Origin of the sequence: Tunturiibacter empetritectus (genome assembly GCF_013410875.1) — a bacterium.
GTDB classification, from domain to species: Bacteria; Acidobacteriota; Terriglobia; order Terriglobales; family Acidobacteriaceae; genus Edaphobacter; species Edaphobacter empetritectus.
Genome location: NZ_JACCCU010000002.1, coordinates 1,202,662 through 1,216,150, shown reverse-complemented (window position 1 = coordinate 1,216,150; position 13,489 = coordinate 1,202,662). Strand labels below are relative to the sequence as shown.

The 13,489-nt window shown below is 53.3% G+C and carries 13 protein-coding genes; 7 read left to right on the top strand and 6 right to left on the bottom strand.

What is annotated here, in order from left to right:
- Positions 1–714: 714 nt before the first annotated feature.
- The 3 genes from HDF08_RS17450 to HDF08_RS17440 all read left to right on the top strand — a co-directional run bounded on the left by HDF08_RS17450 (position 715) and on the right by HDF08_RS17440 (position 2,795).
- The gene (locus HDF08_RS17450; protein WP_179639848.1) at positions 715–972 is read left to right on the top strand and encodes a hypothetical protein; all 258 of its coding nucleotides are present in this window, start codon (positions 715–717) and stop codon (positions 970–972) included.
- Between the two features lie 48 nt (positions 973–1,020).
- Positions 1,021–2,046 (top strand): PDDEXK nuclease domain-containing protein, encoded by a 1,026-nt coding sequence (locus HDF08_RS17445; RefSeq protein ID WP_218884748.1) that lies wholly within the window; start codon positions 1,021–1,023, stop codon positions 2,044–2,046.
- Positions 2,047–2,249: 203 nt separating this feature from the next.
- Complete coding sequence (locus HDF08_RS17440) at positions 2,250–2,795, top strand: hypothetical protein (protein ID WP_179639847.1); 546 nt, start codon at positions 2,250–2,252, stop codon at positions 2,793–2,795.
- Between the two features lie 48 nt (positions 2,796–2,843).
- Here the strand turns inward: HDF08_RS17440 and HDF08_RS17435 are convergent, their stop codons facing one another.
- Complete coding sequence (locus HDF08_RS17435; RefSeq protein WP_179639846.1) at positions 2,844–3,215, bottom strand: single-stranded DNA-binding protein; 372 nt, start codon at positions 3,213–3,215, stop codon at positions 2,844–2,846.
- A 296-nt stretch (positions 3,216–3,511) separates the two neighbouring features.
- On the opposite strand from HDF08_RS17435, the gene HDF08_RS17430 reads away from it, so the two are divergent.
- Positions 3,512–3,856, top strand: coding sequence for a hypothetical protein (locus HDF08_RS17430; protein WP_179639845.1), 345 nt, complete (start codon positions 3,512–3,514; stop codon positions 3,854–3,856).
- Positions 3,857–4,452: 596 nt separating this feature from the next.
- Here the strand turns inward: HDF08_RS17430 and HDF08_RS17425 are convergent.
- Positions 4,453–4,824, bottom strand: a complete 372-nt coding sequence (locus HDF08_RS17425) for a hypothetical protein (RefSeq protein ID WP_179639844.1) — start codon at positions 4,822–4,824, stop codon at positions 4,453–4,455.
- A gap of 603 nt (positions 4,825–5,427) precedes the next feature.
- Positions 5,428–6,198, bottom strand: a complete 771-nt coding sequence (locus HDF08_RS17420) for a sensor histidine kinase (RefSeq protein WP_179639843.1) — start codon at positions 6,196–6,198, stop codon at positions 5,428–5,430.
- A 928-nt stretch (positions 6,199–7,126) separates the two neighbouring features.
- On the opposite strand from HDF08_RS17420, the gene HDF08_RS17415 reads away from it, so the two are divergent.
- The 3 genes from HDF08_RS17415 to HDF08_RS17405 all read left to right on the top strand — a co-directional run bounded on the left by HDF08_RS17415 (position 7,127) and on the right by HDF08_RS17405 (position 10,972).
- Positions 7,127–7,732: a Crp/Fnr family transcriptional regulator gene (locus HDF08_RS17415; RefSeq protein WP_373563219.1), complete on the top strand. Its 606-nt coding sequence runs from the start codon at positions 7,127–7,129 to the stop codon at positions 7,730–7,732.
- Between the two features lie 92 nt (positions 7,733–7,824).
- A complete protein-coding gene (locus HDF08_RS17410) occupies positions 7,825–8,382 on the top strand; it encodes a biliverdin-producing heme oxygenase (RefSeq protein WP_179639842.1) in 558 nt (185 codons plus the stop codon).
- The gene (locus HDF08_RS17405; protein WP_179639841.1) at positions 8,372–10,972 is read left to right on the top strand and encodes an ATP-binding protein; all 2,601 of its coding nucleotides are present in this window, start codon (positions 8,372–8,374) and stop codon (positions 10,970–10,972) included. The genes HDF08_RS17410 and HDF08_RS17405 overlap by 11 nt, the downstream gene beginning before the upstream one ends.
- A gap of 502 nt (positions 10,973–11,474) precedes the next feature.
- Here HDF08_RS17405 and HDF08_RS22235 read toward each other — a convergent pair.
- From HDF08_RS22235 to HDF08_RS17390, 3 genes are read right to left on the bottom strand one after another with little or no spacing between them, the layout of a single operon-like run.
- Complete coding sequence (locus tag HDF08_RS22235) at positions 11,475–11,930, bottom strand: lipocalin-like domain-containing protein (RefSeq protein ID WP_179639840.1); 456 nt, start codon at positions 11,928–11,930, stop codon at positions 11,475–11,477.
- Between the two features lie 25 nt (positions 11,931–11,955).
- A complete protein-coding gene (locus tag HDF08_RS17395) occupies positions 11,956–12,339 on the bottom strand; it encodes a nuclear transport factor 2 family protein (RefSeq protein ID WP_179639839.1) in 384 nt (127 codons plus the stop codon).
- Positions 12,336–13,448: an alkene reductase gene (locus HDF08_RS17390; protein WP_179639838.1), complete on the bottom strand. Its 1,113-nt coding sequence runs from the start codon at positions 13,446–13,448 to the stop codon at positions 12,336–12,338. The genes HDF08_RS17395 and HDF08_RS17390 overlap by 4 nt, the downstream gene beginning before the upstream one ends.
- Positions 13,449–13,489: the final 41 nt, after the last annotated feature.

Genomic DNA, 13,489 nt, shown 5'->3' with positions numbered 1-13,489 from the left:
GCAAACCTACGCGGCATTAGCATGCTGAAGGCTCTCTCGAATTGGCCACAGTTGATACTGAACCATTGCATTGTTTCGGTCGAGCATGTGGCTAGGAACGCGACACCTCGGAGCTCCCCTTTGAACTCGCCCTCAAAAAATAGTGACGGCTTTGCTGAGAGCTTGTATGTTCCAATCATGATTGCATCCGATGCATAGCTGTGTCGTCCATCTTACACATTACTTAGGAATAGTCTCTTTGTTCTGAGGGGTACTCTCTGACGGCTCACGGTGGGGCCTCAAGTCCAGCAGTTCCTCCACCACATACCCGCCAGTCGTTCCGTCCGAGAACGTCACAATCAGCCCGTCATCACCTTCGCGCTCCACGGTTAGTATTCGTATTTGGTTGGCCATGAGAAGTCTATATACACTCTCTAGGTCTGCTGATCTGTTCAATTTTGTACACTACGGGTTGTTTTGGGCTTGGTGGTGCGCTGTGTGCGGAGCGCCCTGTCCCAAGCCTCCCAAAGCAGTAAGCAGATCAAGCTCCTATGGCACTGGCCGATCCAGACGACCGAAAGCTATCACGGCTCCAAACAGGAGATAGCGATAGCGGTCAACGATAACCTGGGCTTGTTGGCTCTGATGGTGAGCGACTCTATTTGTATAGGCGCCGCCTGAAGTATCTTGGAATGATTCTGCGAAGATACGGCCTGGTGGAAGGAACGCCGGATAATGAAGCGTCGAGTCTGCTCCTACGATATGTTCGCCGTCCCTGACCCTTCCTTCGTCATGAAGGATACGGTCGGAGAGATGTACTTCTGCAATTTGCGATGCTTCTGTGTTTGGTCGGTGCAGTTGGCTACAAGGCCGAACCTTTCTGTAGATGATAAAAACAGTGCCTATTCGCTGACCACTCCATCGGGTGAAGAACATCAGTTTGCTGGGATTGTGGAGGTGGCGCGGTGGGCTACGGCCAATGCTATTGGATAGTGAGGTTTGGGAATCTGACACGCTAAACTAGCGTCTGGAAGGTGCCTTGTGGCCCAGCTGTTGATCTCCCCGCAGGAATACGAAACGCTTCTCAAGGCGCTGAAGGAAAGAATCCGATCAGCGCAACTGCAAGCCTTACGTTCAGTCAACAGCGAGCTGATTTCGCTATACGCAGATATCGGGCGAATGATCGTCGAGAAGCAGCAGGGCGATACCTGGGGCAAGAGCGTCGTTGGCAGTTTGGCAGAGGATCTACGCAAGGAATTCCCCGCGACGAATGGCTTTTCCGCCGCTAATCTCTGGCGAATGAAGAATTTCTACGAGGTGTACGGAGGGGATGCAAAACTCGCACAGCTTGTGCGAGAAATTGGCTGGTCCCACAACATCACCATTCTGGAGAAGTGCAAGAGCGAACAGGAGAGGGAGTTTTACATCCGCAGCTGCCGGAAGTTTGGCTGGTCCCGGAATGTCCTGGTTCACCAAATCGAGAATCAGGTTTTTCAAAGAACGATGACCAGTCAGACCAACTTCAGAGCTGCTTTGGACCCTGCAGCCTCGGTTCACGCTCAGTTGGCGGTAAAAGATGAGTACACGTTCGCCTTCCTGGACTTGGAGGATGCACATAGTGAGCGAGAGCTCGAAAGGGCACTGACTGAACGCGTTGGCGCGTTTCTGCAGGAGATGGGCAATATGTTTGCGTTTGTCGGGAGCCAGTACAAGATTCATGTTGGTGAACGTGATTTCTTCATCGACCTGCTTCTCTACCACCGGCAATTGCGCGCCCTGATAGCGCTGGAACTGAAGATTGGGGAGTTCGAGCCGGACTATATCGGCAAGATGCAGTTCTATTTATCGGTCCTCGATGACACGGTTCGTCTGCCAGAAGAGCAGCCGTCGATCGGGATTATTCTCTGTAAATCGAAGGATCGGCTGATTGTTGAGTACGCGTTGAAGGACGCGACCCTGCCGATCGGCGTCTCTTCTTATAGCGTGACCCCAAATATTCCGAGTCGACTGCAAGGCCAACTGCCGAGCCCGGAGCAGATCGCATTCCTTTTGGCCGGTATTGATTGAATTGTGTGCAAGCCACTCACTATAAATGACTTGTAAAACTCGCACAGCCTGTGCGAGTTTTACCAGACCTCTGACGGACTCGCCGGGGTCGTTTAACGACAATTTTGTTCTACGACGGAATACTTTCGTGTTTATTGAAATAAAGTATTGCATTAGTATTAGAAATGTATTACGGTGGTAAGGTCATCACGGGAGCCCCGCCAATGCCCGACAATTCCGCCATCGTCCTCTTCACTGCCAAAAGCGCCGACCGCATCATCCGAGAGGGAGGCACCTCTTCATGGCGTTTGGATCGCAACAATGCCCGGCGTTGTACCTACGCCGTTTGTGTCCGCAATGCGCACGCCGATTGGGGTGACGGCAATGAGCAGCATCACGACGCTTTCCTCGTAGGTAAGGTTTCTGCAGTGGTTCCGACTGGCGCTACTCCGGATAACAACGAATCACCGAAAGACCGCTATTTGATCGTTTTCAGTGAGTACGCACACGTCGCCGTTCCTGATTCCTGGCCTAAGGGCTATCGGAACCCAGTGCGTTATTCAACGCTTGAAGAGATCGGCATCGATCCGGCTAAGCTGGAGTGGAAGCCTATGCCTGAGGCGACTGAGGGACCATCCGATGAGGACGAGACGCCCGCTCCCGCAGCGAAGGGTGGCATCGAGGCGCTAACGATCATTCAAGCCAAGAAAGGCCTAGCGCTAACCTTCGGAGTTTCGCCGGAGGCCGTTGAGATCGTTATTCGCGGCTAACTGGTTCTAAGGTGGATGAGCCGAGGGCTCATCCACCCAGGCCGCCGACTACTCGTCGTCTGCTCCGTCCAAAGGATCATCGGCGGCCTCAACTTTCGAGAGGCGCTTCATGCTCATGGCGTGGATCTCGGCGATCCGGTGCTTGAAGGTGGCCCCTTTGACCTCATCCTCTACCTCGCGATACCGGAGAATGCCTTCCAGGGTGACGAGCTGCCCCTTCTGGAGAGTCTTGGCGAACTTCGAGAGATTCCTCCAGGCATAGACGCGGTGCCACTCGGTGCGGGTTTCGTACTCGCCTTTGTCGTTCTTCCAGCTCTCCTGGGTTGCGATGTTGAGGGTGACGTATTCTTTGTTGTTCTGAGCGGTTTTGGCTTCTGCGTTCTGTCCGAGGCGGCCGATGAGGATGACTTTGTTGAACATGTACCTGTGCAACTCGCGATGTCTTTGCATCTGGGCGGTGATGCTGGTGACGAAACATAATTTGCCAGCGAGCGAGCGAGATCGTTCATTTTGTGGTGACAAGTCCTCTTGGCAAAAAGCGCAGCTTCGACAAACTGATGGATCTTGCTCAATGGGCCGATGCTAACGCATTGGGTAAACCTGAAAGTGAGTGGTTGATGAACGGGCGCGATGTCGAATAATTGGATTTTGGTGGGAGTATAGAAGCCGCTGCAAGCGGTTTATCTTAAAATAGCTTGAGCAAGTGGAGATTGTGCATGATTCATCCAAGACTCGCGGCCTTAGAGAAGTGGGAGCCCATCGAATACGCGGCCGGCTATCGGGCACGTTTAGCTGCGATACCGGATTCAGAGATCGCACATCATTGTTGGCGTTGTGGCTGGGAAGACGCCGATGCGGAAGCTCTTGAATTAGAGAGGCACAAACGTGTCTTAGCCGATGGCGGGGAAGATGCTTACGCAGAGACATGGGGTCTGCTGTTCGATGCCGGCGGTGATGCCCGGGCGAATGCAGTTCCGTTCGATGAGGGCCGTACGCAACCCTGGAAAGAAGGCTGGATCGCCGCGGACATTAACGTTGGACTGGCAGGCTTTGAAGACTAACCCTTCGAAGACCGGAGTACAGCGGGCGCTGCATTGCCGATGCGGACGCGAGAAGATCCTTGCGCTCGGTCTTTGTGCGACCTGCTACACCTTGAAACGGCAGGACGACGAATATTTTGGCGGGCTGCGAGAGCAGGTCCTGGAACGAGATGGTTATTGCTGCCGTGTTTGCGGTGCTTCGGGGCGACGCAAACGTTCCATCGTTGTTCATCATCGCGTACCAGGAATATCCGAACTTCATCTTATGATTTCTCTTTGCCCTGGGTGTCATGCGAAAGTGGGTCGCACAAAAGCAGTTCTTTCACAGATGCCACCGCTTCTGCTCGAATTGTGGCGCGAACAACACCCGCTCGGTCATGAGCAAACCGCATTAGACTTCAAGGCCAATTTCCCAGTAGCTAAGAGCGCGCTTCTGTTCAGAGAAATCGCTCCACAGGCGCGATAGTTCAAGCGCGAAGCCCTCTTGCTCTGCGACGCGTTTTCGGACGCTCAGCTAACTGCACGGGGTTCGACCAGGGATCGACTGACTTCAATAGACGAAGGTGCTCATCGAGAACGAAGTCTCGTCCGCATTTTAAAAGTTCAGAGAATTTCCTTTAGTCGCTGAAGGGCACGCCAAACGTCAACGAAGCGGTTGTGGGTGGCCGATGCTGGGAACCAATCACATGTGGATCTTTTCCCATTGCCTTCCAGGTAGAGTATGCGACTTCATTCATGTAAAGCAGTCTGATCTCCTCACTGCTTTCGCCTCTTTGGCTATAGATGCTTATTCGAGTCAGAAGCTGCGTCTGCTCTGTCTCAGATATAAAAGTGCTCATACTAATGGCTGGAGCGTTCTGAACGTCCTGCACCTCGAGCTCACTTTGCGCGATGATCAGATAATTCAGTGGGGGCTGCGGGTGAATCGCATCCAGCCGAAATAGCACGTCGTTGGAGGTGTCACCTGATTGGTACTGCGAATTTGTCATATTTCTCTTTCCTGCAATTGGCTGATCGTCGCACTCGATTCGTTAGGTCGTTTCTTTCCGTGCGTTAGAAAAGCCGTAATATCTTCGCCAGCAGTTGACGCAGCGAAGCGGATGCAATGAAAAGAGGGCCAAGGGCCCATCCATAGGCTGCAATTCCGCTTCAGTGAACTCAAAAGACCTACATAGTGGACATGTTCTGGGCGACCAAAGAAGCCGCGGTAGATTCGCTGGCCAGTCAAATCGAGGTGCGTTCATTCCGCTCCTACGAATATCGGACCATTTGCGTTTAGATGGTTTCGCCTGCGACAAAATGACGTGAGGCGGGAGCAAAGAGCCCGGTACCTGAGCTAACCATACGCCCTATTTACCATCTGTGCGGCGCGGTCTCATGCCGGAATAGTGTGGTCCATTCGCCCGTCGAGGGAGTCAAACAAGGCTTCCACAAGATCGACTATGCATTTCGGACTTAGGCGAGTGATGGCCTCCAGAGGCCTTACCGGAGGTCGCTGGACAGCGAATGTTAGACGGAGGCTGCGACAGGAACAGAGTATAGGGTACCGTCGTTGCGGGCTCACCCGGGTTGTTTGTGTGTGACTACAGTCATCAAAGCGGCAGAGAGATCTTGAATGCGGTGCCGCTTTTGCCAGGACGCACGCTGCTTCGAAGACGAATCCGCCCTCTATGACGCTCAACAATTCTCTTTGAAAGTGCCAACCCGAGTCCCGTTCCGCGTTCTCCTTTTGTCGTGAAGAAAGGCTGGAAGATTAATTCGTTTTGGTCAGGCGGGATGCCATGACCATTGTCAGCAATCACAAATTCGACTATCCCCTGGCGTTTCCTCAGGCGCAGCCGGAGCGTCCCTTCCGTTGGTAGAGCATCCAAGGCGTTTACGATTAGATTTGAAACAACCTGGAGCATCTCACCTGTATAAACCTCGGCTACGATGCCATCGGAGAGTTCTTTGACAAGATTGATTCGCTTCTCTCTGATCGCGCGCTGATGAATACGGACGGCCGATTCGGTCAGAAGGACTAGGTCTACCGGTTTGGGTTTATCCGATTGCCGCGCAAATCCGAGTGTCTGTTTCGCGATATAACTCAGATTCTCCATCTGCTCTTGAGCCAGGGTCATGTACTTCCGCACTTTCTCTGAATCTGCTGCCTGTTCCAGAGCAAGATAATTCAAGTGGCCCAGGGCTTCTAGAGGGTTCTTGATTTCGTGCATAACTTCTAAGGCTAAGCGCCCTGCAATTGCACGCTCCTCCGATTTCCGAAGCGCCTCGGTGACAACCGCTAGACGCTGTTCAGCGGACCGTAAGGCCTCAATCGCTGACGCTAAGTCTGGTGAGGTGTCGGACTCCGTGTTCGCACCCATAAGCTCTTCTGATACTTCGCTGGAGAGACGCCCATTCGGCGTTTCGATTGGGATATGCCCGCAGACCAGTTGGCACGACTAATTTTCCATAGAGTCGACCTGAAAACTCAGATGCACAACGACTGCGCTATGTCGCCTAACAGGCATATCTTTCTCATAGGAGCATTTTCACTCAATGGGTTGGGAAACTGACCCTTTCATGCCTTGGATTGAACGCAATCGAGGAGATCCTGAACCGTCTCTACAAGCTTGCGCGGACCATCGAAAGCACTCAGAACAGCTCCGGTTGTCCGCTCGGAACAAGGAGAGCCGCTTGCTGTAAGGACCAAAGTGTTCAAAGCTGGCCGCTGAAGCTTCGCGAAATCTAATGCAGCTTCGCATTGTTGCTCTGATAGCGAGTGACAGAGCACGACCAAGGCTACTTCGCCGCTCTTCATAATGGACTCAGCGCCGTCAGAGCTAATCGCCGAGAATACCTGAAAACCAGCGTTTTCTAAGACCATCGTTCGCGTACCAAGCAGGAGCTCGTCGCTCCCATAAACGAGAATCCCAACTGAGGTATGTACTGCTGAAGACGGGTTCAAGGCGACCTCCTGTCGGTCGAATTGTAAGGGAAGCGCCCGCCTGGTATATGCCCGGTAGGCGTCATAGCCGCGCTTTTGGCGTATAGTCGAAATCAGGACGGTGTCTAACCCGTCTCATAAAATTCAGCCGTGACTGCTTGCCGTTTCCAAACGGCCGTCCCTTGCGATCTGACGCAGGGGGCCTTCATGCCTACCCAGACCGATAATCTTTTTCTATCTTCTCTGACTGCTGGGAGCCGTCAGGCGCTTTTGGCCCATTCCGTTTCTATGACTCTCTCCCCCTCAGTACCATCCTGTACGAGGCACAAGAGGCTCCCCCCTTTGCTTACTTCATCACTTCCGGTATGGCATCAGTCGTAACCTCTATGGCCGATGGCGCAACTGCGGAGGTCGGGGTCGTCGGGCGTGAGGGAGTCATCGGGAGTCTGCAACTCATGGGACCGGCGCTCGCTCCGACGCGATGCTTCATGCAGTTGGCAGGAAGTGCGCTGAGAATCTCACTTTCTGATTTGCGGAAAGCATTTCGCACTTCCGAAGAGGTGCGAGATCGCATCCTCGAGTTTGTTCAAGAGCAGGCTATGGACCTCAGTCAGATCGCGGGGTGCCACCGGCTGCACGAAGCAGAGCAGCGTCTCGCACGGTGGCTGCTGACGGTTCAGGACCGAACGCGGGGTGACGTGCTGAACCTCACGCAAGATTTTCTGGGGATGATGCTCGGCTCCCGTCGTACCACGGTCAGCTCACTGGCAGGAGCTTTCCAAGCTGCAGGCGTCATAGATTACCAGCGAGGGCGCATCAAGATCCTCGATCGACCAAAACTTGCGGCCATTGCTTGTGACTGCTACGAGGTCACAAGTCAGCTTTGTGCGGGACTCTATACCCGCCCATTGCCAGGCAACGTCGATCAGCTAACGATTTCAAACCTGACAGTTCTTGGAAACCATCACTGACAGTTTGCTTCTGACTCAGAGGGCTCCAATCTGGGCCGTATGACAACAAGTTTACGACCGACGAGAACGAGGTTGCGATGGACATTCAAAGATTGAAAACGGAAACCGAGAACGACCATCGAGCAGTCGAAGGAACGTTTGCCCTCATGGATGAGGATCTCAACGTTACCCAGTACATCGGCTGCCTTCTGCAGATGTATGGGATGGTTTCAGCCTGGGAGGAGCGTTCTCTCGAGGTCGCACCACGATGGCTGCGGACTCAGCTTGTGGCCCGAAAGCGAAAGAAGATGCTTGAGCTTGATCTGGCGTGGTTCGGAGTGAAGTACAGAGGTGATCTGCGTCCCGGGTTGTCGCAAATTAGGGATCTACCCAGCCTTCTCGGGGCGATGTATGTGATGGAAGGATCGACACTCGGCGGCCAGCTGATCGCCCGTCAGCTTCAGAAAACTCTTCATCTGAGCGAAGGCAAGGGCGACGCTTATTTCAGGGGCCATGGGGATCAGACCGGTCCTATGTGGAAGGAGTTCTGCCATGTCCTAGAGACGAAGGTGGCGGAGGAGGAAACAGAATCGGTTGTTCTTTCAGCAAAGGCAATGTTTGCAACCTATGGATCGTGGATGTTGATGGGATCGGCCATAGATGGCAGTTGATCCGCTCTTAGGCATTCCGTTCTCTCCTTCCACAGCTCAATCGAAAGTGGACATCCAAAACTGCGAAGACGAGCAAATTCGTATTCCGGGAAGTATCCAGCCCCATGGGTTCTTGCTCTTGCTTGATGATCGCCTTGAACGGATTGTCGCTGCGAGCGAGAGCACTGAAGAGTTCCTCGAAGTTCCTCTCACATTGATTCTTGGAGCGCTCGTAGAAGTCGTTTTAGAACGAGAAGTTCTCGGAGCGCTCAAAGCACAAGCAAATTCCAATGAGATTTTGGGGTCGCAGGCGTATCTTGGCGCGTTCCAAATGCGGGGAAGACTCTATAGCGTCATTACCCACCGGGTGGGAAACGAACGTATTCTGGAGTTTGAGCGCTTAGAACAACTCATCAGTTCGGAGTTGACCAATCAGGTCTTTACCAACTTTGTCAGTAAGCTCAATAAGCTTCGTGACGAAAAAGAGCTCTGTCAGGCACTCACCGACCAAGTAAAAAGTCTGACAGGATTTAATCGCGTTTTGCTCTATCGCTTCGACGAATACGGTCACGGTACGGTTCTCTGCGAAGAAACGGATAGTGTGCTGCCCAGCTATCTTGATTTGCGGTTTCCGGCCTCCGACATTCCACGGCAAGCCCGAGCCCTGTACCTTCAGAACACCGTGCGGATTATTCCGGACGCGATGTATTTGGCTTCGCCGCTCCGCGCGATCAACCAGAGGCCAATCGCCACATTGGACCTGTCCATGTCGATTCTTAGGAGCGTCTCCCCATTTCACCTCGAATACATGCGGAATATGGGAACAACGTCTTCGATGTCGATCTCGATCGTCTCTGAAGACAAACTTTGGGGGTTAGTCAGCGGACATCATGCTGAGCCTCGCATGGTTCCATACCTAGTCCGAAGCGTTTGCGATCTGCTGACAAAGCTAGTTTGTGCGCAGTTGACGAGTTTTCGATCTGCGACAAATCTGAAGAAGATAGTACATTTTCACGCTGTACAGCGTCGGATGCTGATGCATATGGCGGCTGAGAATAATCACGTTGCGGCCATCGCTGAGCAGATGAGGGACCTGATTGAGATCACCGACGCAAATGGCGCGGCACTCGTGATCGATGGTCAGTTCAAAGTTTTTGGCCAGACGCCCGCTGAAGAGGACATCCACAAGCTTGCAGCTTGGATGGATGGGATGCCGGATCTTGAGGTCTTTGAGAGTCGGCATCTCGGCAAGCACATCGAGTGGGCAGAAGCTTTCAGCGAAGTTGCTAGTGGCCTTCTTGCAGTTCGGATCTCGTATATACGGCAGGGCTACATTATGTGGTTTCGACCGGAAGTAGTGCGAACGGTAAATTGGGCTGGCGAGCCGAAAAAGCTGGACCATTCCGATAAAGGTCTCAACCCACGACAGTCTTTTGAAACGTGGAAAGAACTGGTGCGAGGCAGAAGCAATCCGTGGACGGAGATGGAGATCGAGTCTGCGACAGACTTCCGCGGGGCTGTAATGACTATCAGCCTCAAGCGCGCAGAGGAAGCTGTGCAGCTTGGTGAGGCACGCTTTCTGCAGCTTACCAACGCTTTGCCTCATCCCGTTTGGACTTCGGACGATGAAGGTCGCCTCACCTATGTCAATCTGAAATGGCTCGATCAGGGCCTAGGGAACATGGGCCGTTGGTATGAAGAGGATCGTCTCGCGCTGGAAGACAGAGATCGAACTGAAGACCTTTGGAAAATATCAGTAGCCCGCGGAATGTCATTCGATATTGAAGTACGATTCCGCTCCCCGGCGGAAACGGTGGAGCGCTGGAATCTAGTAAGGGCAATCCCTTATCTGCAAGCTGACGGAAGTCGAGCTGGCTGGGCAGGAACCTGCACTGACCTGACGGATCGGCGGCAACGCGAGACTGCAATTCGAATGAGTGAAAAACTCGCGCTCTCGGGAAGAATGACGAGCGTCATCGCGCATGAGATCAATAATCCGCTCGAGGCGATCATCAATCTTCTATATCTTCTCGGTGGTCGGGTGAAAGGAGACGATGTCGCGACAGACTATATTGGATCGGCAGAAGCCGAGCTACAGCGCATTTCGGGACTCACGAAGCAGACGCTGCGTTGGTCGAAGGAGAACGTGCAGAAGGCTGAGTATGGGACGGCAGGAGAGTTGTTCAGGGATGTTCTGCAACTTTTCGCCGGCAAGATAAGGAATCGACAAGTCAACGTTACGATCAAAGGCGGAGAGGATTTCCGCTTCTATGGCACGGTAGGTCAGTTGAGCCAGGTGGTGGCAAATCTTTTATCAAATGCCATCCAGGCTGTAGCTGTAGGTGGGCGAATTTGGCTCGGCGCGACTTCAAGCGGCGAAACCATGCAGATCGTTATACGGGACAACGGGTGCGGGATGAGCCAGGAGACTTTGAGAAACCTCTTCCAACCTTTCTACAGCACGAAGGGAGATCTTGGAAATGGTCTGGGACTCTACATTTCTCGCGAAATCGTCGAACGACACCAAGGGAGCATCACGGCAGAGAGTGAACTTGATATAGGAACTACGATGCGCATTAGTTTACCCACTCGAAAACCTCTGGATGAATAAAACCTCACATGCTGCGAGAGGGTAGAATAGGGATATCGCATCTAGTTGTTGAAATCGTGGGCGGCTCTATTCGCCACAAAACTTACCACTGCGGTGCGGTCTTCCGTCCTCGACGAACCGCCACTTCTCAAGAAGAACCTGCATTTCACCCGCGAACTCAGCAGAACGTTAGTCTGAACGCCGCATAAAAGGAGAACTAACGTGCGCTCAGAACTGATCTTTCGTGCCAGGGAAACGGTCGCCAACAAGTACAAGTTGTGTCAGACAGCCTCAAAGGCAACTCGCAGCCTGCACATCGCCGCGACAAACACCACAGACACCATCAATAATGCCTTCTCCCGAATAGCAGGTGGTGATGACTCTTCGGCAGCTCCGAATCCTCTTCTTTCCTCGTCGTAGCGAGCAGAGTCGGGATCATCGCCACTGGTTCAGACGCCTCGCGATCCACTATACGTAAGCTGCATTATCGGGCCTGTCGGCATACTGCTGATGGACCGCTTTATCAATGACTCCGGCGCCAAACAAGCCTTGACTCGACAATGCTGCCGGATGCATCCTTCTGCTTTGTGACAAGGGTGAGGCTGTCGCGCTCAAACGTAAAGCTTCTATGCTGGTTCCGGTTGATTAGATTGGGCAAGAGGGAAACTATGGGCATATGGATGACCTCCCCGCGCTCCTCGTCGACTGCATATGCCCCACAGTACGGGATGTACCCGTTTGCAAGATTCGCTCCTTGACCCGACTCAGCAGGAGCCCATGGATCGGTTCCGAGCGCCTTCCGGTCTCGCCTCATTAGCTGAGCGGAAACAAAGCCGTTGGCTGTGTAAATCAGAAAACCTACAGGCGCTGCCCCCAAAGGGTTGAGTTCTTCTGACGATTTAGACTGCTCAGTAAAGCTTTCCAGGTTCCAAACCCCCACGAATGGACTCCGAGCGTGGGCTGCATCTCCTGTCACCATGACGTCTCCTTTTGCCTGATCTAACTTATGCATTGTGTGCCTCTGGTATGTCCGTGCTCAGAGAATGGAGAAGTCGCATTTTGCCTTCGTCTTCTACATAGACCGCAACCAAACGGAAGTGAGAGACAAACTCCACACCTCCACGTTCTGCAATCGTTTGGCTGTCCCCGGTGAGGAGTGCTACCGAGCCGATCAATCGAACAAGCGCATTCGTTAGCTTGATGGACCTGAAAACAAGATCACCCGATTGCAGGTCGGTGAGAACTTGTTCCTTGGACAGGACACTACCGTTTGAGCGGACGAGTCTGTAATCATCGGCATACAGCTCGGCAAGCGAACTCCAGTCCTGATCGAGGAGAGCCTGATAGAAGACGAGGTTGTTGGTTTGCAGTACGGTTTCTGCGGTCATATGGCCTCGCTGGAAGGTGGATAGTCGGTGTAGCCCTTCTCTTGCCCTCCGTAGAACGTCGACCGATCGTATGGACTGAGTTTCAGATCGCTCTCGATTCGTTCCACCAAGTCCGGATTCGATATGAACATGCGACCGAACGCCACTGCATCCGCGTTCTTATCACCAACAGCTTCGCTGGCGGTGCGCGGCGTATAGGCGGCGGCAGTGATCAGGACACCCTGGAAATGAGGTCTGAAGAGCTTGGCGTTGTTCAATGCATCTTCATGCAATGCGTCGCCCAGACCAATCTCCGAGCCGCGGCCCTCGATGAGGTGGAGGTATGCCAAGTTGCGGTCATTCAGTTCATCGATGATCGAGGTGAACAACCGCATCGGGTTGCTGTCGCCGATGCCACCGTATTGACCAAATGGTGACAGCCGCACCCCAAGTCGTTCGGACCCGATGGAAGCTGAGACTTCCTCTGTAATTTCGAGGAGGAACCGCATCCGATTGATGATGGAACCCCCATATGCGTCCATTCTGATATTTGTTCCGTCTTCCAGAAATTGGTCGATCAGGTGGCTGTTAGAAGCCTGAAGTTCTACTCCGTCGAAACCTGCCTCGATGGCGTTGCGACTGGCCTTTGTGAAGCTCTTAATGATCGGGCTTATCTCGTTCAGTTCGAGAGTTCGAGGTGTCTCAATCGGAACCTGCCGGCCATCGCGCGTGAACCCAGGCAGTTTCGGAGGAATGGCAGAGGGCGCTACGGGTGGTCCGCCGTCCGGGGTGAACGAAGAGTGAGAATTACGGCCATTGTGAGCAATCTGGAGGAAGATCCGTCCGCCTCGGGAGTGAACGGCCTCCGTGACGGCCTTCCATCCATCTATCTGCTCCCGCGTGTAGATGCCTGGAGCATTTGGATATCCCTGACCCTGTTGGCTTACTGCGGTCCCCTCGGCGATGATGAGCCCAGCGGCGGCTCGCTGGGCATAGTATTCCGCATTCAAAGCTGTGGGGACATTTCCGGCTCCAGCACGCATTCTGGTAAGAGGGGCCATAATGATGCGGTTGGGAAGTGTGATGGCTCCCAACCGCAAGGGCTCAAAGAGCGAAGGATGATGGCGCATATTGTCCTTTTTATGCTGAAAGGTTGATGTGAGTGACGGCT

Excerpts from the sequence above, each read along its gene's own strand:
- HDF08_RS17450 (WP_179639848.1), top strand. The coding sequence starts at position 715 with ATGAAGCGTCGAGTCTGCTCCTACGATATGTTCGCCGTCCCTGACCCT.
- HDF08_RS17440 (WP_179639847.1), top strand. The coding sequence starts at position 2,250 with ATGCCCGACAATTCCGCCATCGTCCTCTTCACTGCCAAAAGCGCCGAC.
- HDF08_RS17435 (WP_179639846.1), bottom strand. The coding sequence starts at position 3,215 with ATGTTCAACAAAGTCATCCTCATCGGCCGCCTCGGACAGAACGCAGAA.
- HDF08_RS17430 (WP_179639845.1), top strand. The coding sequence starts at position 3,512 with ATGATTCATCCAAGACTCGCGGCCTTAGAGAAGTGGGAGCCCATCGAA.
- HDF08_RS17425 (WP_179639844.1), bottom strand. The coding sequence starts at position 4,824 with ATGACAAATTCGCAGTACCAATCAGGTGACACCTCCAACGACGTGCTA.
- HDF08_RS17420 (WP_179639843.1), bottom strand. The coding sequence starts at position 6,198 with ATGGGTGCGAACACGGAGTCCGACACCTCACCAGACTTAGCGTCAGCG.
- HDF08_RS17415 (WP_373563219.1), top strand. The coding sequence starts at position 7,127 with ATGGCATCAGTCGTAACCTCTATGGCCGATGGCGCAACTGCGGAGGTC.
- HDF08_RS17405 (WP_179639841.1), top strand. The coding sequence starts at position 8,372 with ATGGCAGTTGATCCGCTCTTAGGCATTCCGTTCTCTCCTTCCACAGCT.
- HDF08_RS22235 (WP_179639840.1), bottom strand. The coding sequence starts at position 11,930 with ATGGTGACAGGAGATGCAGCCCACGCTCGGAGTCCATTCGTGGGGGTT.
- HDF08_RS17395 (WP_179639839.1), bottom strand. The coding sequence starts at position 12,339 with ATGACCGCAGAAACCGTACTGCAAACCAACAACCTCGTCTTCTATCAG.
- HDF08_RS17390 (WP_179639838.1), bottom strand. The coding sequence starts at position 13,448 with ATGCGCCATCATCCTTCGCTCTTTGAGCCCTTGCGGTTGGGAGCCATC.